This is a genomic window from Gordonia asplenii (genome assembly GCF_012933505.1).
Taxonomy (GTDB): domain Bacteria; phylum Actinomycetota; class Actinomycetes; order Mycobacteriales; family Mycobacteriaceae; genus Gordonia; species Gordonia asplenii.
Genome location: NZ_JABBNB010000008.1, coordinates 202,764 through 224,891 on the forward strand (window position 1 = coordinate 202,764; position 22,128 = coordinate 224,891).

General features: G+C 66.6%; 23 protein-coding genes and 1 tRNA gene. 13 read left to right on the top strand and 11 right to left on the bottom strand.

Going from position 1 to position 22,128, the window contains the following annotated elements:
• Positions 1-12 precede the first annotated feature (12 nt).
• From HH308_RS10245 to HH308_RS10255, 3 genes are read left to right on the top strand one after another with little or no spacing between them, the layout of a single operon-like run.
• Positions 13-1,170, top strand: coding sequence for an MBL fold metallo-hydrolase (locus HH308_RS10245; RefSeq protein WP_170194128.1), 1,158 nt, complete (start codon positions 13-15; stop codon positions 1,168-1,170).
• A complete protein-coding gene (locus HH308_RS10250) occupies positions 1,167-3,635 on the top strand; it encodes an HAD-IC family P-type ATPase (RefSeq protein WP_170194087.1) in 2,469 nt (822 codons plus the stop codon). Before HH308_RS10245 ends, HH308_RS10250 begins: the two co-directional genes overlap by 4 nt.
• A 49-nt stretch (positions 3,636-3,684) precedes the next feature.
• Positions 3,685-3,921 carry an antitoxin gene (locus HH308_RS10255; protein WP_170194088.1) on the top strand — a complete coding sequence of 79 codons (237 nt, stop codon included), beginning with the start codon at positions 3,685-3,687 and terminating at the stop codon, positions 3,919-3,921.
• Positions 3,922-3,931: 10 nt separating this feature from the next.
• Here the strand turns inward: HH308_RS10255 and HH308_RS10260 are convergent, their stop codons facing one another.
• Positions 3,932-4,519 (bottom strand): DNA-3-methyladenine glycosylase, encoded by a 588-nt coding sequence (locus HH308_RS10260; protein ID WP_170194089.1) that lies wholly within the window; start codon positions 4,517-4,519, stop codon positions 3,932-3,934.
• Between HH308_RS10260 and HH308_RS10265 the strand changes: the two genes are divergently transcribed.
• Together HH308_RS10265 and HH308_RS10270 are read left to right on the top strand one after the other, a co-directional pair.
• Complete coding sequence (locus HH308_RS10265) at positions 4,497-4,934, top strand: type II toxin-antitoxin system Rv0910 family toxin (protein WP_170194090.1); 438 nt, start codon at positions 4,497-4,499, stop codon at positions 4,932-4,934. The genes HH308_RS10260 and HH308_RS10265 overlap by 23 nt on opposite strands.
• Positions 4,935-5,246: 312 nt before the next feature.
• Complete coding sequence (locus HH308_RS10270; protein WP_446684913.1) at positions 5,247-7,067, top strand: VWA domain-containing protein; 1,821 nt, start codon at positions 5,247-5,249, stop codon at positions 7,065-7,067.
• Between the two features lie 89 nt (positions 7,068-7,156).
• Here the strand turns inward: HH308_RS10270 and HH308_RS10275 are convergent, their stop codons facing one another.
• The 6 genes from HH308_RS10275 to HH308_RS10300 form a co-directional block, all read right to left on the bottom strand.
• On the bottom strand, positions 7,157-7,339 hold the full coding sequence (locus HH308_RS10275; RefSeq protein WP_170194091.1) for a hypothetical protein: 183 nt from the start codon (positions 7,337-7,339) through the stop codon (positions 7,157-7,159).
• Positions 7,340-7,483: 144 nt separating this feature from the next.
• Complete coding sequence (locus tag HH308_RS10280) at positions 7,484-8,710, bottom strand: PucR family transcriptional regulator (protein ID WP_170194092.1); 1,227 nt, start codon at positions 8,708-8,710, stop codon at positions 7,484-7,486.
• Between the two features lie 162 nt (positions 8,711-8,872).
• Positions 8,873-9,415, bottom strand: a complete 543-nt coding sequence (locus HH308_RS10285) for a flavodoxin domain-containing protein (RefSeq protein ID WP_170194093.1) — start codon at positions 9,413-9,415, stop codon at positions 8,873-8,875.
• 149 nt (positions 9,416-9,564) lie between these two features.
• Positions 9,565-11,268: a sensor histidine kinase gene (locus HH308_RS10290; RefSeq protein WP_170194094.1), complete on the bottom strand. Its 1,704-nt coding sequence runs from the start codon at positions 11,266-11,268 to the stop codon at positions 9,565-9,567.
• A gap of 57 nt (positions 11,269-11,325) precedes the next feature.
• Positions 11,326-11,967 (bottom strand): response regulator, encoded by a 642-nt coding sequence (locus HH308_RS10295; RefSeq protein WP_170194095.1) that lies wholly within the window; start codon positions 11,965-11,967, stop codon positions 11,326-11,328.
• Between the two features lie 37 nt (positions 11,968-12,004).
• Positions 12,005-12,937 (bottom strand): universal stress protein, encoded by a 933-nt coding sequence (locus HH308_RS10300; protein WP_170194096.1) that lies wholly within the window; start codon positions 12,935-12,937, stop codon positions 12,005-12,007.
• 240 nt (positions 12,938-13,177) lie between these two features.
• Here HH308_RS10300 and HH308_RS10305 point away from each other — a divergent pair, with 240 nt between their 5' ends.
• Positions 13,178-13,582 carry a pyridoxamine 5'-phosphate oxidase family protein gene (locus HH308_RS10305; protein ID WP_170194097.1) on the top strand — a complete coding sequence of 135 codons (405 nt, stop codon included), beginning with the start codon at positions 13,178-13,180 and terminating at the stop codon, positions 13,580-13,582.
• Positions 13,583-13,598: 16 nt separating this feature from the next.
• Positions 13,599-14,429: a universal stress protein gene (locus HH308_RS10310; protein WP_170194098.1), complete on the top strand. Its 831-nt coding sequence runs from the start codon at positions 13,599-13,601 to the stop codon at positions 14,427-14,429.
• Positions 14,430-14,567: 138 nt separating this feature from the next.
• Here the strand turns inward: HH308_RS10310 and HH308_RS10315 are convergent, their stop codons facing one another.
• Both HH308_RS10315 and HH308_RS10320 read right to left on the bottom strand, forming a co-directional pair.
• Complete coding sequence (locus HH308_RS10315) at positions 14,568-15,224, bottom strand: MspA family porin (protein ID WP_170194099.1); 657 nt, start codon at positions 15,222-15,224, stop codon at positions 14,568-14,570.
• Between the two features lie 50 nt (positions 15,225-15,274).
• The gene (locus HH308_RS10320; RefSeq protein ID WP_170194100.1) at positions 15,275-15,925 is read right to left on the bottom strand and encodes an MspA family porin; all 651 of its coding nucleotides are present in this window, start codon (positions 15,923-15,925) and stop codon (positions 15,275-15,277) included.
• Positions 15,926-16,333: 408 nt separating this feature from the next.
• Between HH308_RS10320 and HH308_RS10325 the strand changes: the two genes are divergently transcribed.
• The 4 genes from HH308_RS10325 to HH308_RS10340 all read left to right on the top strand — a co-directional run bounded on the left by HH308_RS10325 (position 16,334) and on the right by HH308_RS10340 (position 18,587).
• Positions 16,334-16,406, top strand: a tRNA-Arg gene (locus tag HH308_RS10325).
• Positions 16,407-16,487: 81 nt separating this feature from the next.
• The gene (locus HH308_RS10330; RefSeq protein ID WP_170194101.1) at positions 16,488-17,315 is read left to right on the top strand and encodes an SDR family NAD(P)-dependent oxidoreductase; all 828 of its coding nucleotides are present in this window, start codon (positions 16,488-16,490) and stop codon (positions 17,313-17,315) included.
• Entirely contained in the window at positions 17,308-18,096 is a 789-nt protein-coding gene (gene cobF, locus HH308_RS10335) for a precorrin-6A synthase (deacetylating) (protein ID WP_170194102.1), read from the top strand. Before HH308_RS10330 ends, cobF begins: the two co-directional genes overlap by 8 nt.
• A gap of 107 nt (positions 18,097-18,203) precedes the next feature.
• A complete protein-coding gene (locus HH308_RS10340) occupies positions 18,204-18,587 on the top strand; it encodes a hypothetical protein (RefSeq protein WP_170194103.1) in 384 nt (127 codons plus the stop codon).
• Between the two features lie 28 nt (positions 18,588-18,615).
• Here the strand turns inward: HH308_RS10340 and HH308_RS10345 are convergent, their stop codons facing one another.
• Complete coding sequence (locus HH308_RS10345) at positions 18,616-19,356, bottom strand: 3'(2'),5'-bisphosphate nucleotidase CysQ (RefSeq protein WP_170194104.1); 741 nt, start codon at positions 19,354-19,356, stop codon at positions 18,616-18,618.
• A gap of 114 nt (positions 19,357-19,470) precedes the next feature.
• Here HH308_RS10345 and HH308_RS10350 point away from each other — a divergent pair, with 114 nt between their 5' ends.
• The gene (locus HH308_RS10350) at positions 19,471-20,364 is read left to right on the top strand and encodes an Fpg/Nei family DNA glycosylase (RefSeq protein ID WP_170194105.1); all 894 of its coding nucleotides are present in this window, start codon (positions 19,471-19,473) and stop codon (positions 20,362-20,364) included.
• Here the strand turns inward: HH308_RS10350 and fdhD are convergent.
• Complete coding sequence (fdhD, locus tag HH308_RS10355) at positions 20,347-21,195, bottom strand: formate dehydrogenase accessory sulfurtransferase FdhD (protein WP_170194106.1); 849 nt, start codon at positions 21,193-21,195, stop codon at positions 20,347-20,349. The two genes, HH308_RS10350 and fdhD, sit on opposite strands and share 18 nt — an antisense overlap.
• Positions 21,196-21,272: 77 nt before the next feature.
• On the opposite strand from fdhD, the gene HH308_RS10360 reads away from it, so the two are divergent.
• Entirely contained in the window at positions 21,273-22,016 is a 744-nt protein-coding gene (locus HH308_RS10360) for an SDR family oxidoreductase (protein ID WP_170194107.1), read from the top strand.
• The last annotated feature ends 112 nt before the right edge of the window (positions 22,017-22,128 follow it).

The following is a 22,128-nucleotide window of genomic DNA, read 5'->3' on the forward strand; positions in this document are numbered from 1 at the left end:
AGCGTCGTTACTCTGGTTGAGGTGAGTACATCTACTTTGGCGCAGGCCGCCGCCTACGGTTCGCGAGCGGCAACCACCTTGACCGCGGGCCTGGCCGCGCGCGGCGTCGCTCCGGCGCAGGCGCTGGGCGCTTCCGAGGCGCAGATCGCGCCGCACGTGGCGGGGTCTCCGTTCCTCCAAGACGGCCGCTTCGGCAATCTGGAGCCGCCGATGCCCGTCGAGGGAAGTCCCGCGGGCGCCCTCGGCGACATGCTTCGACGCCCGGGCCGCCCCGCGCACCCGATCATCGTGACCACCCCCGACTTCGCGCATCAGGCGCGCGATCTCGCTGTCACCTGGCTCGGCCACGCGACGTCGCTCGTAGAGATCGACGGTTCGCGAGTCCTCACCGACCCGGTGTTCTCCCGACGCTGCTCACCGTCGCAGCTGGTCGGACCGGGCCGGATGCACCCGGCGCCCTGCTCGATCGCCGAACTGCCCAAGCTCGACGTCGTGCTGATCAGCCACGATCATTACGACCACCTCGACATGTCGAGCGTGATCGAATTGGCCGCCACCCAGCCCGACGCCGTGTTCGTCGCGCCGATCGGGGTCGGGGCGCACCTGCTGAGCTGGGGTATTCCGGCGTCGCGGATCCGCCAGACCGACTGGCACGGTTCGGTCGAGGTCGCCGCGGCCGGCGGCCCGCTGACCTTCACCGCGACGCCGGCCCGGCATTTCTCCGGCCGGGGACTGTCCCGAAACCTGACTCAGTGGGCGAGCTGGGCGATCGTGGGCCGCGAGCATCGAGTGTTCTTCTCCGGTGACACCGGATTCACCGAGGGCTTCGCCGACGTCGGGGCGAAGCTGGGGCCGTTCCATCTGACGATCATCGCGATCGGCGCCTACGACGTACTGTGGCCCGACATCCACATCAACCCCGAAGAGGCGGTGCAGGTGCACCGCATGCTCTCCGCCGAACTCGGATCCGACGCCGCGCTGCTCCCGATCCACTGGGGCACCTTCAACCTGGCGCGGCACGACTGGGGCGATCCGATCGCGCGCGTACTGCGCGGTGCGGCAAGCGAATCGGTGACCGTGCTGACGCCGCAGCCGGGCGGCGACGTCGACCTGGTCACCCGCACCGGTTCGGGTACCGTCCAGCCCGACTGGTGGGAGCGCTCGGCATGACCGAGGACCTGCTGGTGCAGGACACGCCGAACTCGGGGCTCACGGCAGCCGAAGTGGCGCAACGGATTTCCGAAGGCAAGGTCAACACCGTCCCCGACCGTTCCGGTCGTTCGGTCGCCGACATCGTGCGCGCCAACATCTTCACCCGCATCAATGCGCTGCTCGGCACGTTGTTCGTCCTCGTCGCCGTCACCGGCTCGTTCATCAACGGGCTCTTCGGTCTGCTGATCATCGCCAACAGCGGCATCGGCATCATCCAGGAGATCCGCGCCAAACGCACCCTCGACAAACTCGCCATCGTCGGGCAGACCCGCCCCACGGTGCGCCGCGACGGGGTGACCGTCGACGTGGCGCCCGGCGAGATCGTGCTCGACGACATCATCGAGATCGGTCCGGGCGATCAGGTCGTCGTCGACGGTGTGACCGTCGAATCCGGTGCGCTCGACATCGACGAATCGCTGCTCACCGGCGAGGCCGATGCCGTCGACAAGGCACCCGGCGATCCGATCATGTCCGGAAGCTTCGTGGTGTCCGGCATCGGCGCATATCGCGCGACCAAGGTCGGCGCCGACGCCTATGCCGCTCAGCTGGCCGCGGAGGCGTCGAAGTTCACCCTGGTGGCCTCCGAGCTGCGCAGCGGCATCGACCAGATCCTCAAGGTGATCACCTGGCTGCTCATTCCGGCAGGCATTCTCACCATCGTCAACCAGCTGTTCATCAGCCGAAGCGGGTGGCGCGAATCGATTCTCGGAATGGTCGCGGCGCTGGTGCCGATGGTCCCCGAGGGGCTGGTGCTGATGACCTCGATCGCATTCGCCGTGGGCGTGGTGCGGTTGGGTCAACGACAGTGCCTCGTCAACGAACTGCCGGCCATCGAGGGGCTCGCGCGCGTGAACGTCGTCTGTGCCGACAAGACCGGCACGCTCACCGAGAACGGGATGAGGCTGTCGGAGGTCACCCCGGCACCGGGGAACACCGTGTCCGTCGACGACCTGCGAAAGGTGTTGGCCGCGTTGGCCGCTCACGATCCGCGGCCCAATGCCAGCGTTGCGGCGATCGCCGAGGCCTACCCCGACGCGCCTGGCTGGTCGACGACCGCGGTCATGCCGTTCAGCTCCGCGAAGAAGTGGAGCGGAATGTCGTTCCGCGACGACGCCGCGGGCACCGATGCGGGCAACTGGCTGATCGGCGCACCCGATATCCTGCTCGATCCCGACAGCGAAACCGCCCGTGCCGCAACGGAAATCGGTGAGTCCGGACTGCGCGTGCTGTTGCTCGCGCGGACCGATGTGCCGGTCGACGCCGAGCCCGCGGGCGACACCACGGTGCCCGGAACGCTGCAACCGGCCGGACTGGTCGTCCTCGAACAGCGGGTCCGCGAGGACGCTCGCGACACGCTCGACTATTTCGCCTCGCAGCGCGTCGACGTCAAGGTGATCTCCGGCGACAACGCCCGCTCGGTGGGTGCGGTGGCGCAGTCGCTCGGGCTGGGCAACGTCGACACCTCGGTGGACGCCCGCGAATTGCCCACCGACGAAAGCGAACTCGCCGACGCAGTGGAGCACGGCGTGACCTTCGGCCGGGTGCGCCCGGACCAGAAACGCGCCATGGTCACCGCGCTGCAGTCGCGGGGCAACACCGTGGCGATGACCGGCGACGGCGTCAACGACGTGCTGGCCCTCAAAGACGCCGACATCGGCGTCGCGATGGGGTCGGGTAGTTCGGCGGCCCGTTCGGTCGCGCAGATCGTGTTGCTGGACAACAAGTTTGCGACGCTGCCCTACGTCGTCGGCGAGGGGCGGCGGGTGATCGGCAACATCGAACGCGTCTCCAACCTGTTCCTCACCAAGACGGTGTACGCGGTGTTCCTCGCACTGCTCGTCGGAATCGGCGGCATGGCGGCGAAGCTCTTCGGTTTCGACTCGTTGAGCTACCCCTTCCAGCCGATTCACGTCACGATCTCCGCATGGTTCACGATCGGCATCCCGGCGTTCGTTCTCTCGTTGGCGCCCAACAATGAACGCGCCCGAACCGGATTCGTGCGACGCGTGCTGACACAGGCCGTTCCCAACGGACTCATCGTCGGCATCTCGACGTTCGTCACCTACCTTCTCGTCAATCCCGGCGGCACGGGGGTGGCGCTCGGCGGTGACAACCCGGTGACCCTCACCCAGAGTCAGACCCAGGCGTCGACCGCGGCGCTGATGACGCTGATCGCCGTCGCCGTCTACGTGCTGGCGGTCGTGGCCCGGCCCTACACCTGGTGGAAGCTGGTGCTGCTGGCGATCTCGGTGGGCGCGTACCTGATCATCTTCGCGTGGCCGTTCACCCAGCACATGTTCAAACTCGACTCGACCAACTGGGCGATGAACTCGGTGGCGCTCATCTGCGCGGCGGCGGGTATCGCGGCGGTGGAGGTCACCTCGCGGGTGTTGCCCCGCATCATCGCGGCCCGGACGGCATAAACTCGTCAGCGGTGCGAAGGGCAAGCCTTCGCGTAGGAAGGGACCGGCAATGGATTTCAAAGGCTTGATCGATACCGCCAAGAACACGCTGCAGAACAACCCAGGTCTGGTCGACAAGGGCGGCGACGCCCTCGACCAGGTGACCGGCGGCAAGTACGCGGGCCAGGTCGACAAGGCACAGGAAGCCATCAAGAAGGCCGTCGGCGCCGAGCAGCAGAAAGCCGACGAGCCGAAGGCCGACGAAGCGAAGGTCGAACAACCGAAGGCAGACGAAGAGAACAAGTAGGCTCCGCGCCTCACGCCTTGGGGTGACGCCGATACGCCGACACCGTCGGATCGTCGGTGATCCAGAACCGCCAGGGACGCTGCGCCGCGAGTCGCACGCCGACTCGTGGCCCGGCGCTGATGCCGGCGTCGGGGATCGATTCGACGCCGGCGTCGAGGTATACCGGCGTCGGATCGTGCAGGTCGGTGCCGAGGTCGTCGAGGTTGATCCCCAGGGCTTTGGTGAGGTTGCCGGGGCCGCGGGCCAGCTGCACGTCGTCGACGCTGCCGCGACGTTCCTGCGCGACCCGGACACCGTCGACGACCCGCCCAGCCCGGATCAGCACCGCGGCCGCTTGTTCGGTGGGGCCGGTGACGATGTTGGCGCAGAAATGCGTGTGGATGCGGTACACGTAGAGGCGCCACGGCTCGCCATACATGATTTCTGAGCGCTTGGTGCGGGTGAATGCGTGCGACGCCGGGTCGTCGACGCCGGCGTATGCCTCGACCTCGGTGATGACGACGCTGGCGTCGTGCCCGACGAGTCGGGTACCCAACAGGGCGCGAGCGTGGTCGATCACAGTATTGTCAGCGTTCATGGCAAAGACGAGTGACTCCATTGATGTGGACCTCTCCCCGGAAGATACCTGGAAGTATGCCTGCGATCTGGCGCGCTTCGACGACTGGCTGGTTCTGCACGACGGCTGGCGAAGCGAACTGCCCGCGCCGCAGGACCTGCGTGCGGGTACCAAAGTGTCGTCGGTCGTCAAAGTCAAGAGCGCCCGCGTGCGCTTCGACTGGGTCGTCGAGCAATTCGACCCGCCGCATGAGGTGCGGTTCAAGGGGAGCGGAAAAGGCGGGGTCAAGGCCAAGATCGAGCTGACGGTCAAACCGACCGGGGACGGGTCGAATGTGACCTTCACCTTGGAGCTCGGCGGACTCGCGATGATCGGCCCGGCGGGTAAGGCTGCGACGATGGCGACCAAGGGTGACCTGCAAGAGTCGCTGCGTCGCTTCCGAGAAACCTTCGGCTGAGCGCGCGCAAGGAGTAGGGGAGACATGGCACGGCACTCATCAGGCGACGACACCGCGCCGGAGGACTCGGGGCGGCCCGATAGCGGCAGTCATCGGCTGCCCGGATCCGCCGGCGGCCCCGGGCAGAACTCCGGTCGATTCGGTACGTCGGGAGACCGATCGGGACCGCAGCGGGGCATGCCCGCCCCAGGTGGTCCGGGGGGATCGACGGGCGCGCCGCGCCCCGGAGACTCCGGGCCGTATCCGACGCCGGGCCCTGCCCCTCGGATGGGGAACTCCGGGCCGTATCCGACGCCGGGCCCTGCCCCTCGGATGGGGAACACCGGGCCCAATCCGACGCCGGGCGGCCCCGCTCCGCGGATGGGAAACACCGGGCCGAACCCGACGACGCCGGGAACCCCACGCCCCGCCGGTGACGGGAACGCCGCGTCGACGCCGCGTCGAGCATCGGCGTCGGGTCCGCTCGCCGCCAGTACCAAGCCGGCCAAGGACGAGGAATTCGGCTTCGAGCACCGCGACACCGGGACGTCGCGGCGCGCGGGCTTCGTGTGGGGGCTGGTGGCGCTGCTCGTCGTCGCGGCTCTGGTCACCGGCGTGATCCTGTGGCGCACCGGCGTCGTGGGCGGCGGATGCGGCAATCGGACGCAGGTGTCGGTCGCGTCCGATCAATCGATGACCGGGTCGTTGAAGACGTTGGCGCAGAAGGCTTCTGACAATTCGTGCTACGACTTCACGGTGTCGACGCTGGCCGGCGCCGACGCTCCTGGACTGCTGACGCAGGGTGATAAGGCGCCGGACATCTGGGTCGCCGACTCGCAGACGCAGGCCCGCCGCGTGACCACCCAGGTGCGTCGCAGCCTGGACCTCGTCACCGGCTCCATCGCGAAGTCACCGGTCGCCGTCGCCGGAAAGCAGGTCCCCGCTTTGGCCAACTGGACCGATGTGATGAAACTTCCCGACCTGCGCATGGGCTCGCCGATCGACACCTCCACCGGCGACGCTCCCATCATCGGAGCACTCGCCGAGGTGAACGCCGGCACTCTGAAGCAGAAGGCGCTCACCGATGCCATGACTGTCCTTGCGGTGCAACAGAATAACGCCCGATTGGCCAACGACAACGAGGGCACCCGCCTCAACTTGGCGAACACCTCCGAGGTGCCGGTGGTCACCACCGAGCAGCAATTCCTGCTGTTCACACGTACCCACCCGGGGTCGCAGTTGAAGGCGACAGTGCCGAGCGACGGTACCGTCATGCTCGACTATCCGATGGTCAACACGGCTCCCGCCGCACGTCACGACACCGCGGCCGAAGCCGGAAAGGTGTTGTCGGACACCATCAATGGCGCCGACGGACAGAAGGTGCTGCACGACGCGAGCTATCGTGGCGCCGACGGCGCGGCGTTGCCCGGCGGCGTCGGGCTCGGAAACGTCAAGCTGCTCAATCTGAAGGATCCGACCCAGGTCGACAAGGCGCTGCGCCAGTGGCAGGTGCTCGGCGTGCCGATCCGCACGCTCGTCGTGCAGGACGTGTCGGGATCGATGTCGCAGAACGCCGGATCGGGTTCGACCAGCCGTGCGAGTCTACTTCTCGATGCGTCGCAGACCGGACTCAAACTGTTCCCCAACAACACTCAGATCGGGTTGTGGAACTTCAGCATCGACAAGGGCGGGGCCGGACAGGACTGGAAGGAGCTGGCGCCGATCCGTCGTCTCGACGCGCCCGTCGGCGGCAAGACGCAACGTGACTTCCTGGGCGACGCCGTCAAACGCGGCCTCAGTGATCTCGGCGGCGGAACCGGCCTCTACGACACCACGCTCGCGGCGTTCAAGAAGGTTCAGGACTCCTACGATCCGAACTACTCGAACAGCGTGATCATCATGACCGACGGTGAGAACGAGGATCCCAACAGCATCAGCCTCGACACTCTGTTGGCCGACCTGAAGCAGCTCGAGGATCCGGCCCGGCCGGTGCTGATCTTGACCATCGGCATCTCCGACGACGCCGACACGGCGTCCCTCAAGGACATCGCCGACGCGACCGGCGGGACGTCGTATGTGGCCAAGAACGCCGACGACATCAAGACGGTGTTCGTCGACGCCATCGCCGCGCGGGTCGCGGCCGCGGGACGGTAGAAGTCCCGACCGCGGAAGACTGCAAAAAGTGTGGGCGTCAAGGGCACAGTGCCCTTGACGCCCACACTATTGACAGAAGTTGTTGGAGATCAGTTTGCCGCGGCCAGTGCCGGGGTGCCGAGCGCCGGTTGCGCCAGGTCAGTCTGCGGGGAGCGGGCGACGAGCTTGCTGAGCGAGCCGAAGGCGTCACGGAACCGGCCGCTGAGTTCGAGGGCGACCGGAACGTAGATCGGAAGGAACATCAGGGCGTCGAGCAGGAAAATCTTGAACATGTGAGGCTCCCTCGGTCGGTGCGGCGGTGGCTGCTTGCGGTGTGAAAATAGTTTCGCCAATTGAGGGTGCCGAGTTGTAGAGCCGCGATGCCAAACTTGGTCCGCCGCTTTGTGCTGAGGTACAAGTCGTGATGAAAGCGCAGGTCAGCGCAGTGCTTCGACGCCGAACAATGCCACATACCGCAATGCGAGATCGACTTCGGTAGCGCGTTCGCTCAACGGGTGACCGAGCAGTTCCTCGGCCTTGCCCAACCGGTAGCGCACGGTGTTCTTGTGGACGAACAACGTCGACGCCGTCTCTTCGACGTTGCGGGTCGCGAGATAGGCGAGCAGCGTCTCGCGGATCGGCGTCATGCTCTTGTCGTCGGTGCACAGCGGGCCGATCTCGCGCGCGATCATCGCACGGCGCAGGTCCCGGCTGCCGTCGGTGAGGCAGAGCAACTCGACGTCGGAGTAGACCACCACCGCCGGAATGTCGGCGGCCGGCAGCACGAGCTGCTGCACCGCCTGCGCTTGCAGGTGCCCACCCCGGAAACCGGCGAGGCCCGGCGCCGGAATTCCGGTGACGAGATGAATTCCGTTGTCCTGCAACGGCTTGATTACCGAGCGCACCACGTCGACGTCGGGTGGGGTTGCGGTGGCCAGCCAGAACCACACGTCGCGTGCACCGACCGGTGCGGTCAGCACCGAACTCGTGCCCAGGTCCGACGCGAGCGACGAGGCGACCGCGATGAGCGTCGACGTGTCGCTGACGTCGGGGTCGTCCATCCAGGCGATCGCCGCGGTATGCCACTGCGTCAGCGGATAGCGCAAAGTGTTCGACGCCACCGTTGCGTCGATGGTTTCGCCGGCGATCACCGCGTCGATGATCGCCCGTTGCCGTCGCCGCGCGACGTCGGTGATGGCGGCGCGCTCGGCGTAGAAGACCTCGATGAGTTGGTCGATGGACTCGTCGAGCCAGCGCTCGCCGCGGGTCCACAGGAAGGCCAGCACATCGTGCGGGCTGGGGTCGTCACGCTCGAGAGCGTTGCTGACTTCGGTGAGGTAGCTGAACACGCCCTTGTAGGCGGCGCGGTAGATCTTGAGCAGGACCGTCACCTCCATCCCGCGGTGCGCGATGGTCCGCACGAGGGTGGTGGCCTGGCGGGGCATCGAGAACTGCTGACGGTCGGTGCTGAGAGTGTCGAGGAAGTACAGCCAGTGACCGCGGATGCTGGAGATCACTTCTTCCCGCAGCACAGCGTCGTCGGAGACGAGCGGCACACTGTCGGAGATTCCGGTGACGACGACGTCGATGAAGTGGTCGGTGACGTCGGATCGTGCGGAATCTACGACGAACCCGCGCAGCCACTCATCGAGGGACCGGGGCATCGTCCTCTTTCCGCGGGTCGGGGCAGGTGCTCGACAGCTACCCCCAGCTCGATCGGGGGAGCGCCTCGACCATTGTCGCGTACCCCGGTTTTCCGCGGGCTGGTTTCAGGCTTTCGTCTTGCGGGCGTGGACGGCGGCGAAACGTCGTGCGGTCAGTGGCTATCACAGATCCTGGACCGAGTGATCGCTGAGTGGCTGGGGCACGGCGTCGACGAGTTGCGCCGCGATCTGGTCGGCCCAGCGCGTGATGGCGGCCGCGTCGCGCGAGTCGGTGTCGGCCACCCGCAACACCTTCACGATCAACCGCTCATGCCACCGCAGGGCCTGCGGGTCTACCTTGCCGCCGAATGTCTTGTGCTCGCGAACCCAGTCCGGTGCGGGCGGCGGGCCGACTGTCGACCCCTCCTCGCCGATCGGGCCGCTGGAGAACAACCAGACGGGCATCGACTTCAGGTCGGCGTCGTGCTGGGCGATCAGGCGGCGGGCGGGCCGAAGCCAGCGGCCGAAGTACACCGCGCTGCCGATCACCGCGGCGTCGTAGCGGCCGACGTCGGTGCCCGCGCCGATCGACTCGGCGCCGCGGATGTCGACGTCGGCGTCGAGTCCGCGACCGTCGAGTGCCTTCCGCAACGCGCTACCGAGTTGTTCGCCGATCTGCGTCGTCGCGCCGTGCCGACTCGCTGTGCTGACGAGTACCCGAATCATGGTGTGCTCCTTCGAGAGTGGACTTGGTGGTCATCTCGATTCCACCGCGACGACGGTTCGTCGGAGTAGGGCGCTTGGTTCGTCCGCTCCGGTGTCCGACGTCAGCTGGGTCGATGACCAAAGTCCTCTCGGCCGGTCAGCGCGGGTGGTCACGGCAGCGGCGTCGACCAGACGAGTCGGGTGCCGCCACCCCGGGGCGAGTCGACGCTGAGATCACCGCCGTGCGCGACGGCCCGCGCCTTCAGTCCGGCCAGACCGCTGCGGCCGCTCACCCGAGGTAGCCCGCTGCCGTCATCGACCACCTCCACGACGAGGTCGTCGGCGACCGTGACGGTGACCGCGACGGTCTCTGCGTTCGCGTGCCGAACGACGTTGCTGACACCTTCGCGCACGACCGCTTCGACATCGTCGGCGAGTCCCGCCGGTATCACGTCGAGCGGACCGGAAATCCGCACCGCGGCACGCAAACCCGACTCCGCGGTGATTTCTGTGACGATGTCACGCAAGGTGGAGCGCAGGGTGGGTTGATCCGACTCCACCGTGTGCAGATCGAAGATCGCCGTTCGGATTTCGTGTATCACGTCTTGCAGTTGATCCATGTGCTGGTCGAGACGGTCGGCGACGTCGGGCAGCCGACTGGCGCGGCTGTGGGTGCCCTGCATCGCGAGTCCGACGGCGAACAATCGCTGGATGACGTGATCGTGGAGGTCCCGGGCGATCCGATCGCGGTCGGCGACGAGAGCCAATTCGTGTCGGGTCGCCGCGCTTTCGGCATGTTCCAGCGCGATCGCCGCCTGGTCGGCGAACGACGTCGCCGGCTCCAGGTCGGAGCCGTCGAAGGACGGCCGGCCGCGCAGCCGACACAGCACCAACACCCCGCGGGTGGTCTGGCGACCACGCAGCGGCACCACGAGTGCGGGCCCGACGTCGACGGTGGCGTCGGCGGCGACGTCGAACTGCAGTTCGTCGACGGCGAGCGCCTCGCCGGATGTGAACACCGCCCCCGACGTCGACCCGGCGACCGGGATGGGACGACGCATCAGGCCTTCGTCGACGCCGACGCCCGCGGCGACGATCAGCCGATCGGGGTCGGCGAACTCATCGGGGACCGCGATCAGGGCGATGTCGGCGTCGGCCAGGGTGGCGGCGTGGTGCGCGATGAGGGGCAGGGCATCCGCGGGATCGTCGGAGGTCAGCAGGCTGGTCCGCACCTCGTTGGTCGCCTCCAGCCACCGCTGGCGCTGCTCGGCCTTGCGATAGAGGCGGGCGTTGTCGATCGCGATGCCCGCCGCACTCGCGAGGGCGCGGACGACGATCTCGTCGTCGACGGTGAACTCGCGGTCCTGAGACTTCTCGGTCAGGTAGAGGCGGCCGAATACCTCGCCGCGAACCTGGATCGGGACACCGAGGAATGTCTTCATCGGCGGATGGTGAGCCGGGAAACCCGTCGACGCCGGGTGTGCTGAGATGTCGGCGAGCCGGAGTGGGGTAGCCGCTTCGATGACGACCCCGAGCACGCCGCGACCCGTGGGCAGCGGACCGATTTGCGCGCGAGTCGCGTCGTCGATGCCCTCGTAGATGAATTCGGCCAGGGTGCCGTCGGGCGCGAGAACGCCCAGCGCGCCGTATTGCGCCTCGGCGAGGTCGATCGCCGACCTGACGATGCGGCGCAGTGTGACGTCCAGGTCGAGTCCCGCGCTCACCGACAGCACCGCGTCGAGCAGCGCATCGATCCGGTTGCGGCTGCCCTGCACGGTGGTCTCGATCCGCTCGCGGATCTCACCGAGCAGTTCGTCGAGCCCGAGGCTTTCCAGCCGACGCGATACCGTGAGAGGCTCCGACTGTCCACGCATCAGCGAAGTGTGTCACACAGATGTGCGGCCAGTCGTAGGGTCCGAAACCGATGCCGGTCAGGCTCGGTGGTCATGTTGCTCGAGTCGTACTGCCAGCGCAGCCACCTGAGTACGACGCTGCAGGTCGAGTTTGGTGAACAGCCGCGACACGTAGTTCTTCACGGTCTTCTCCGCGAGGTTCATCCGCCCGGCGATCTGCCGATTGGTGAGTCCGTCGCCGATCAGCGTCAGGAGGGTGCGTTCCTGGTCGGTCAGCGAATCGAGTGGGGAATGCGGTGCCGGTGCACGCAACTTGTTCATCAGCGCGGCGGCGGCCCGGTTATCCAGCAGTGATTGACCGACTCCCACCCGTCGCACCGCCGACACGAGGTCCAATCCGCGGATGTCCTTGATGACGTATCCGCCCGCGCCGGCCATGATCGCGTCGAGCATCGCCTGTTCGTCGGTGAACGACGTCAGCATCAGGCAGTTCAGCTCCGGCATCCTCGATCGCAGCTCGCGGCACAATTCCACGCCGGTGCCATCGGGCAGTCGGACGTCGAGCACCGCGATGTCGGGGGCAGCGGTAGGAATGCGCACGAGCGCTTCGGCAACGGATCCCGCTTCTCCGATGACCGTCAGATCGGCCTCCGCGTCGAGCAGGTCCGCCACCCCGCGACGGACCACCTCGTGGTCGTCGACCAGGAATATTCTGAGCATGACGCCTCCAACGGATGTCGTGGGTTCCAGTGTGCGGTCAGTGAGCCCGTTCGGTCATTGTCTCCTTGTTCCGGGTCGCCTTGTGTCGGGCGACGAGAACAGGGCAGTCCGCACGGTGAATCAGGGTGCGGGTGACCGAGTCGAACCAGATTCCGGTCAGCTCGCCGTGGCCGCGGCAACCGATGACGACGAGTTGTGCGTTTCTGGCCAGGTCCAGCAGGTGATCGGCGGGCTGACCCATCTCGGTGACGCGCTCCACGTGGACATCCGGATACTTCTCCTGCCAGCCGGCCAGCCGCTCGGCGATCACTTCGCGCTCTTCGACGGCCTGCGCCGCCCGGGCGCGGGAGTCGGACACCGACGTCGGGAACGGCTTGATCGTCGTCGAGTAGAACATCCAGCTGTGGACCGCGATCAGCGACGTTCGGCGTCGAGAGGCTTCGTCGAAGGCCCAGGCGATCGCCTCCTCGCTGCACTCGCCACCGTCTACGCCGACGATCACCGGTCCGGTCTGCGGAACTGGTGCGTCGTGCGGCGAGCGGATGACCGCGACGGGACTGCGACCGTCGGTGATCAATGCCATCGCCACCGATCCCAGGAGAGCGGCACTGAATCCGCCGCGGCCGCTGGCACCGACGACCGTCAGCACCGCGTGTTCGCTCAGGCCGACGAGTTCACCGGCCGGGATACCCGCAGCGGTGACCGTCGACGTCGGCACCGACGGATAATGCTTCTCGACGCGTTGTTCGGCGGGCGCCGACACGTCGTGACCGATCTTCTCGATCTCTTCGACGAACATCGCCTGGACGTCGGGGCCATAGGTGAGCAGCCCGGTGTCGACGACGTGGGCGATGACCAATCGGATGCCGCGGCGATGGGCCTCCTGAGCCGCCCAGCACACCGCACGCAGCGCCGACGAGGAGCCGTCGACGCCGACCAGAACATAGGGCGAAACCGCATGAGTTGACATGATGTCGTCTCCATAGGTCGAGCGGGTGAGTCCCGCCGGGTACCTCAAACCTATGAACGACGGCGGGCGCCGGCCGCGGGCGAAAGAACTGAAGTCCGGGGGACTTTGGTAACGCCGTTCCTGTCGTCAAGAAGACCAAAGTCACCCGCGGACGGGTGCGCAAGACCCTACATTCGGTGTCGGCCCGGCGCGCACAGTTGAAGTCGGGAGGGGCACCAGCTATTACCAGGAGGCATCCCGATGACCACTTCGACAGTCGAGCTGTCCGTCGCACAGGCATGGGAACACCTGCGCACGGAGAAGATCGGGCGATTGATCACTCTGATCGACGGTGCGGTCGATGTGTACCCGATCAATTACGTCTGCAGTGCCGACACAATCGTTCTGCGTACGCACCCAGGTTCCAAGCTGTTCGGAGTCGCGGTGTTTCGGGACGTGGTCTTCGAAGTCGATCACTACGACCCCGCCGAGCCGGTGGCCTGGAGCGTAGTCATCCATGCGATGGCGCATATCGACACCAGGATCTCGGCTCTCGCCGATGCCGACGCCGCGGACCTGCACCCGATCGTCGACATCGACGCCGACGATCTCATCGTCTTGAAACCGTATCGGGTCACCGCGCGCGAGTTCACTCTTCACAGCTGACACAAGGAGCACTGCCATGAACGACACAACTCGGCCGATTCTGGTGTGCAGCAACGGCACGACGCCCGCAACCACGGCTGCGCTGCGATTCGCCGAGTACGAGGCGGATCTGCGCGACGTCGGGATCGAGGCGGCGCTGGCTCCGCAGAACTTCGACCTGGCGCTCGACCCGCACGATCTGATGGTCGGCGCGAACGGATATGGTGTTGCCGGCACTCGTTCGGCAGATGAATCCGGGCGGTCGCCGATTCCGTCCGCCGAGATCATCGGGTCACCCGAAGCCGACCTGGGTGAGCGCGCAGCCGACGCGGCGCTCGCCGTCATCGGATCCACGGCCGACACGCTGTCGGCGGTGCTGGGCTCACGCGTCGTGGCGTCGATCCTCGACGCGCGATGTCCCGTAGCGGTGATTCCCCTGAGTTGGACACCGGTGGAGCGTCGACTCATCGCGGCGGCGGTCGACGAGACCGAAACCAGCCGACGCGCGGCGGACTTCGCCGCGACCGAAGCCGAGCTCCGGGCGGCACCGCTCGAACTGTTCCATGCGCAGCCGCACGGATCGTTCCTCACGATGCTCGAAGGCCAGTCGACCGCCGGACCCACGGCCACCTCGGAGACACCCACCCACGCGCACATCGGCCGGCTACGCGCGGCGAACCATCGAGCCGTCATCACCACCGATGAGATCGACGGTTCGTTCCACGACGCCGTCCACGACGTCGCCGCCCGCGCGGACCTGCTCGTCGTCGGACGTTGGCGGCACCGGGGCAGGCCACACTGGGCCGCCGCGGTCTCGGCCAAATGGAACCTTCGGGGCACGTCGTGCCCACTGGTGATCGTGCCGTAGTCGTCGTGGGACAGCTGCGAGTCCGCCAGCAGCAGAAAAGAATTCGCATCACCGAGGCGACGGCACTTGATCAGCCAGGGTGGCGATCCGATCACGGCATCAGCGGTTCAACTGAGCGCGATTCGAGTCAGCCGCGGGTTAGCCGAGGCTGAATTGTTGTCCGATGAGGGTGACCCAGGTGCGTACCGAGGCGGTGGAGACTTCGACGATGATGCGCGCGCGGGCGGACGCGTAGCCGGCGCAGCCGTTGAGTCGGAACGGTTGCTGACTGTAGGTGACACTGCCGGTCGGACCGGTGAACGTGTAGGTGTTGACCGTGTAGTACTTGTAGGCGGTCGATTCACCGGAGGTGGTGTTGATGACCGGAATCCAGGTCGCTTTGCCCGGACCCAACGTGACGGCGCCACCGGCGTTGACGTTGTTGGTCGCGCCTTGAGTGTCTGCCCCGGCACCGGTGCTGGCGCCGCCGCCGGAGAAGTTGACCTGGCAACCGACGTCGTAGCCGGGGGTGACCGCGGCGTATTTGACCGTCTTGCCGTTGACGGTCACCAGAACTGTCCCCGATAGCCAGCCCTCGCGAGTCGTCGGCGTCGCCGCGACGCTGGCGCCCTGCAAGCCGACCTTCTCGCCGACGAGGCGGACGGTGACGCGGGTGCCGTCGTCGAGGGTACGGGCGGCGTACCCGCCCGGTAGCGGAGCCGCGTTCGCGGTGGTCGGGGCCAGCGCGGCCGGGGCGGCTACGGCGGCGGTGGCGGCCAGGAGTGCGAGGGTTCGCCGGAGGCTGAATCGAGCCATGATGGAATGTGTCCTTCAGTGTTATGTGGTTGCGGCAGAGATGTTTTGGGCTAGTTAATGCTGAACGGCGCGCCGAACAGCGTGGCTTGGACCATGCCTCCGGCACCGGACACGGTGCCGCTCTTGGAACCACCCACCCCGTCGGAGTCGTACCCGTCTGTCGCGATCACCCGCACATAGCTGCGAGCTTGGGCGTAGCCGCCGCACCCCTGGATGTCGAGCTGCAGGTGCTGAGTCTCCAAGGACAATGTCGTCGTCACGAAATCCTGGTTGAACACGTTCGAGACATCGACGACCTGCCCGGGCGCCAACGGCAGCGTGATCGATCCCGACAGGCTCGGTGCCGCCGAGATCACCGCCGAAGCCCCGGCCGTCAGGTCGCCGAGCTGTACTTGGCAGCCGACCAGGTAGCCGAGTTGAACGTTCCCGCCGCCGCGGCTGACGGTCACCTTGTACTTGCCGGACACTGTCGCGGCTCGGCCGGCGCCGTTGTTGGCGACCGACGAAATCGGTTCTGCGCGTTCACCGATCCGCCACATCTGTACGATGCGGCCGTCGGCGCCGACGACCTTCTTGTAGCCGTTCGGCAGAGCCTGAGCGTCGGCCGTCGATGCCGCACCGACGGTGACGCCGAGTGCGCACCCCGCGACGGTGAGGGCGACCGCGGATCTGGCGAGTGCGTGGGTAGTGCGTGTGATCATCGAAATGGAATCCAATCCTAGAGAGATTGAGCTGAGGGCTCGGTTGCGTCGGTCGTGGTGATCGGCAAAGTTGGTGCGGATGCCAATGATGGTGCAGCGGCAGGCGTGACGTACAACACCAAATTGGAAGGGGATTGACACGCCTGAAGTTGTAAATCTCTCGGTAGTTTCGACGCGGGCCGTCGCCAACAGCCGACGCTCCGGTCCGGCTCAACCTCCGGGAGAGGGCCGCGCGACCCCGAGTCGCGAGGCCCACACCCATGCCCGCGACCACCTCGCGTAGACTCCAAACGTTGACGACGACACGCACCCAGTCATCAACGCGGGCTGAACAGGCATAACTGCAGGCAGATTCGGTGAAATCCACGATTTCACCGCGAACTTCCTCCACAATGTCTTCCAGTCCCCGCTCTCGTAGCTCAGGGGATAGAGCACGGCTCTCCTAAAGCCGGTGTCGCAGGTTCGAATCCTGCCGGGAGCACAGTGACATCCTTGCCGGCCTCCGGCAGGTGTCGAGAGATCTGCGCGGGCGCCCAACCTACCCCGTGCGTTACCGTGCAGCGTGGCCGAAAACTACGCAGCAACGCACAGAATTGTCCTCGTCACCGGCGCGTCCAACGGGATCGGAGCCGAAGCAGCCCGACTCTTCGTCGAACGCGGGCACACCGTCTTCGGCACCAGCCGCAATCCCGACACCGTCGCCGTCAAGGTGCCGGGAGTCACCTACCTGCGCCTCGACAACGCCGACGCCGCGTCGATCGCCGAGTGCGCCGCGGCGGCGGGCGACGTCGACATCCTCGTCAACAATGCCGGCGAGTCGCAGGCTGGTGCGCTCGAGGACACGCCGATGGAGGCGATCGAGGCACTGTTCGCCAACAACGTCTTCGGGCCGATCGCCCTCACCAAAGCGCTCCTGCCGGGTATGCGGGAACGGCGCACCGGCACCGTGGTGATGGTCGGCTCGATGCTGTCGAGCTTCCCGGTCGCGTTCCGCTCCAACTATGCCGCCACCAAGTCGGCGCTCAAGGGATTCGCGATGGCGAGTCGACGAGAGTTGGCGCCGTACGGAATTCGCATGCTGACCGTCGAGCCCGGCACCATCGCCACCGGAATCGGCACCCGGCGCAGCATCTTCATCGGCGAGAACTCGCCCTACAAAGCCGAGTACGAGGTCCTCGCCGCTGCCACCCGCAAGAACGAGGCGGCCGGCCTCGACACCGTCGAGATGGCGCAGGTGATCGTCGACGCCGCGCTGTCGGACAATCCGAAGCCGTTGTACGCCAAGGGAAATCGTGCCGGACTGGTGTTCCTCGCCCGGCGGGTGCTGCCGCGGCAGATGATCCTCGACCTCTCGGCCAAGATTCACGGACTGCGCAAGATCAGTGCCTGAACGTCGAATCTCGCTGCGGGTCATCGGAATCGGTCCCGGTGGGGTCAAGCAGGTCACCGTCCAGGCGATCGAAGCGATGTCCGGCGTCGACGCATTCCTCATGCTGGACAAGGGAACTGCCAAGCAGTCGCTGCTCGACGCTCGAACCGCGATTCTCGACGCCTACGCGCCGTCGGGGTATCGGGTGGTCGAAATCGCTGATCCGCCACGGGATCGACGGCCCGCCGACTACGACGCCGAGGTTCGACGCTGGCACGCCGCGCGCGTCGACGCCATCGCCACCGTCTTGCGCTCCGACGTCGGTGACGGTGGCGTGGCGGCGTTCCTCGTCTGGGGCGACCCAGCCCTATACGACAGCACCCTGCGCATCGTCGAACAGCTTGCGGCACTTGATGATCTGCACCTCGACATCGAGGTGGTCCCGGGGGTGACCAGCGCATCGGCGTTGACCGCGGCGCACGGAATCGTCGCGCACCGCATCGGTGAACCCGTCCACATCACCACCGGGCGTCGACTGCCCACTACACCGAAAAGTGTTGCGGGAAACCAGATCGTCATGCTCGACGGCGACCTCGCGTTCCTGACGACAGCCGACGCCGACGACGAAATCTGGTGGGGCGCCTACGTCGGCACCGACGACGAGATCCTGATCAGCGGCAGGGTCGGCGACGTCGGCGAGCAGATCCGTTGTGCCCGTGCGCAAGCGCGGGATCGAATCGGCTGGATCATGGACATCTACCTGCTGCGCAAGGCGCCGGGCACCCCGACCGACGCCGAATGAGCGAGCGGTCGTCGATCGAGTCCGTTCGCCCGTTCGGGCGATATCGGTGCCGTCGCTGCACGTGACAGGCTTGGCCTACACATCGTCGACACGTTGGAGGAGTGCTCATGTCCAAGCAATCGTTCGTAGCCAAGGCGGCACTGGTCGGCGCAGGTGCCGGGATGGCGGTCGCATTGTCCACCGGCGTCGCCCATGCGACCGGGACCAAGTCGTTGATGCTGGCGACGCCGGGAGCCAACACCGTCGTCGCGACCATCGCCAACAGCGACATGGACGACTCGGTGTCGTGCACCGTGTGGGGACAGGGGCCGACCTACTGGCAGGCGCCGTTGTCGGTGGCGCCGCGCAACTCCAAGTCCGTCCGGGTGGTCGACGTGCCCGCGGGCAACTACACCATCGGCTGGGACTGCAATGGATTCGCCCAGGAGAAGCACTACATCACCGTCGGCGGCACCGGCACCCCGTCGGCCAAGCCGCACACGGTGTCCTGAATCGCGGCCCAACCCTGTCCTACGAGGATCACCACACTTCGGACAGCACCTGCAGAATGTCGTCGCGTAATTCCTTGCGGCAGATGACGAAATCAGGCATGTACGCGTGGGACGTGTTGTAGACGATCTCGGATCCGTCGAGCCGACTGCAATGCAAGCCCGCCGCCAGCGCGACGCCGACCGGCGCGCAGTTGTCCCACTCGTACTGACCGCCACCGTGGACATACGCGTCGACCGACCCGCGCACCACTGCCATCGCCTTGGCGCCCGCCGAGCCGATCTGCACCATGCCCAGTCCCAGCCGGTTGGCCACCCACGAACTCTCGTAGGATCCGCCGAACCTCGACGTCGCGATGCGTCCGGTGAGTTCGCCCGACACCACCTCGACCTCGTCGGTGCGGAACAACTCACCCTTGGCGGGCAACGACACGGCCGCCACCGTCGGGTGCCCGCCCTCGGTCAACGCGACGTGCACTGCCCAGTCCGTGGTGCCCGAAGCGAACTCGCGCGTCCCGTCGAGCGGGTCGATGATCCACACCCGCTGCGCGGTGGATCGATCGCCGACGTCGTCGGCCTCCTCCGACAGCACCGCGTCGTGTCGACGATGCCGCGCCAGCACCGTCGAGATCCAGGCCTGGGCTATCGCATCCCCGACGTCGCCGAGTTGGCGGCCGTCGAGCAGATTCCGGTGTCGCACTCCGAGCAGTATTTCGCCTGCGCCCTGCGCGATGTGGGCGGCGAGTTCGGCATCGGTATATCGAGGAGACATTGTCTCTCGATGCTACGCAGCGCGGCGCGGCGTCGAGCGCGGCACCGTGTTTTCGACGCCGCGTGTCGGCGTGCGTCGCGGCGTGACGGGGTGTGGTGCGGCACACTGGAGGCCATGCCCGAGCTTCCCGAGGTAGCCGCGATCGCCAACTTCCTCGACGACCACGCGGCCGGATTCCCGATCCGCCGGGTCGACGTGGCATCGCTGGCCGTTCTCAAGACCGCGGACCCGCCGTACACCGCACTGGCCGGCCGCATCATCTCGCGCACGCGTCGGATCGGCAAATACCTCGTCATCGAGACGACACCGGGTGCCGATTCCGCCGCCGACGCCGAGCCCGTCATCGACCTCGTGATCCACCTGTCCCGAGCGGGATGGCTGCGCTGGAGTGAGAATTTGTCGCCGACCCCGCCCCGACCGGGCGGCAAGGGACCCATCGCGCTGCGGGTGCACTGCGGCATGCCCGGGGAGGGCTTCGACGTCACCGAGGCGGGGACGCAGAAACGGCTGGCGGTGTTGATCGTGCGGAGTCCCGGCGACGTCGAACGCATCGCCACGCTGGGGCCCGACGTGTTGTCGCTGTCCCGCGAGGACTTCGGTGCGATCCTCGCCGACAAGGGCTCCCGCATCAAGAATCTGCTCACCGATCAGCGGGTGATCGCGGGTATCGGCAACGCCTACTCCGACGAAATCCTGCACACCGCAAAGCTTTCCCCGTTCGCGACGGCGAAAAACCTTGCGCCCGAGCAGGTCGACACGCTCTACGACGCCATCCGCACCGTGCTCGCCGACGCCATCACTCGGCTGGAAGGTCAGGAAGTGGCAAAGATGAAGTCGGAGAAGCGAACTGGCCTGCGGGTGCATGCCCGCACCGGACTGCCCTGTCCGGTGTGCGGCGACACCATCCGCGAAGTGTCATTCGCCGATCGGTCGTTTCAGTATTGCCCGACCTGCCAGACCGGCGGCAAGCCGTTGGCCGATCGGCGGATGTCACGGTTGCTGAAGTAGCGATTGCGCCGCAATCCGCTCGGGGCGGGTGTAGACGTTCATCGACTCGCCGCGCAGAAATCCGACCAGGGTGAGGCCCGCGGCGTCGGCCAGTTCGACGGCCAACGACGACGGTGCCGAGACCGCCGCGAGGATCGGAATGCCTGCCATCACGGCTTTCTGGACGAGCTCGAAGCTCGCGCGCCCCGACACCTGCAAGACGGTGCCGGACAGCGGCAGCCGATCGTGAAGCAGTGCCCAGCCGACGACCTTGTCGACGGCGTTGTGCCGTCCGACGTCTTCGCGCAGGACCAGCAGTTCGCCCGACGCAGCGTCGAACAGTGCGGCCGCATGGAGGCCGCCGGTCTTGTCGAAGACGGATTGGTGCTCTCGCAGGACGGTCGGGAACGTCGTGAGACGTTGTGCCGCAAGGCTTATCGGGTCTGAGGCGACGTCGAAGGTCGATACCGTGTCGATGGCGTCGATGCTGGCCTTGCCGCACAATCCGCAGGAACTGGTGGTGTAGAAGTTACGGATCGTCGTCGCGGACAGGCTCGCGTCGACGAGCGCGACGTCGAGGACGTTGTACTGATTCTCGCCGCCACCGGTCCCGGGGCCGCCGCAGTGGATGGCGGAGCGGAACTGTTCGGTGCGACTCACCACGCCTTCGGAGACGAGGAAGCCGGCGGCCAGCTCGACGTCGTGGCCGGGAGTGCGCATGGTGATCACCAGCGCTGTTCCACCCACGCGGATCTCGAGTGGTTCCTCGACGGCCAGGGTGTCGATCCGACGCTGCGGCTCACGTCCGACGGTGATCTTCGTCAGCGCTCGGCGCGTGGTGATGCGTCCCATGGTTCGCGACACTACACCGAGTACGCTGCGGCTTCGGCGGTCGTGCGGGCGAGCGCGGACACGGTAGGTTTACGGCCATGACCACACGGCAGAAGATCCTGATCAGCGGTGCCAGCTCGGGACTCGGGGAGGGGATGGCTCGTGAGTTCGCGAAGAAGGGCCGCGCGCTGGCGCTCTGTGCCCGGCGCGCCGAGAAGCTCGACGCCCTGGCCGCCGATATCGCATCCGACGCCGCGCAGGTAGCGACCGCGACCGTCGATGTGACCGACGTCGACAGCGTCAGCCCCGCCTTTGCCGGACTGGCCGACGAACTCGGCGGCCTCGACCGCGTGATCGTCAACGCGGGACTGGGCAAGGGCGCTCCGCTGGGAACCGGCGGGTTGCGGGCGAACGTCGAGACGATCGAGACGAATCTCATCGGCGCGCTCGCTCAGATCGAGGCGGCGCTGGACATCTTCCGAGCGCAGAATTCCGGGCACCTGGTGCTGATCAGTTCGATGAGCGCCGTCCGCGGACTGCCGAAGTCCCAGGCTGCGTACTCGGCGTCGAAAGCGGGATTGTCGGCGCTGGGGCAGGGATTGCAGGCGGAATTCGCGAATTCACCGATCACGATATCGGTGATCGCACCCGGATATATCGAGACCGATATCAACCGCGGAGTGAAGACCAAGTTGATGTCGAAGACCGACGACGGAGTACGGGCGATGGTCAAGGCGATCGAAGCCGAACCGCGATTCGCGCCGGTTCCAGGTTGGCCGTGGATGCCATTGTCGTATGCGCTGAAGTACCTGCCGGATGCGGTGAGCCAACGGATGGTGTGAGGTGGCGCCGCGTCGGCGCGCGGCAGACCGAAGGTGGATACCGAAATCTATCCGTCGACCGACTCGATTGAATTGAAATAAGAGTGGTGCGCTCATCGGAAGCGTCGGTTAG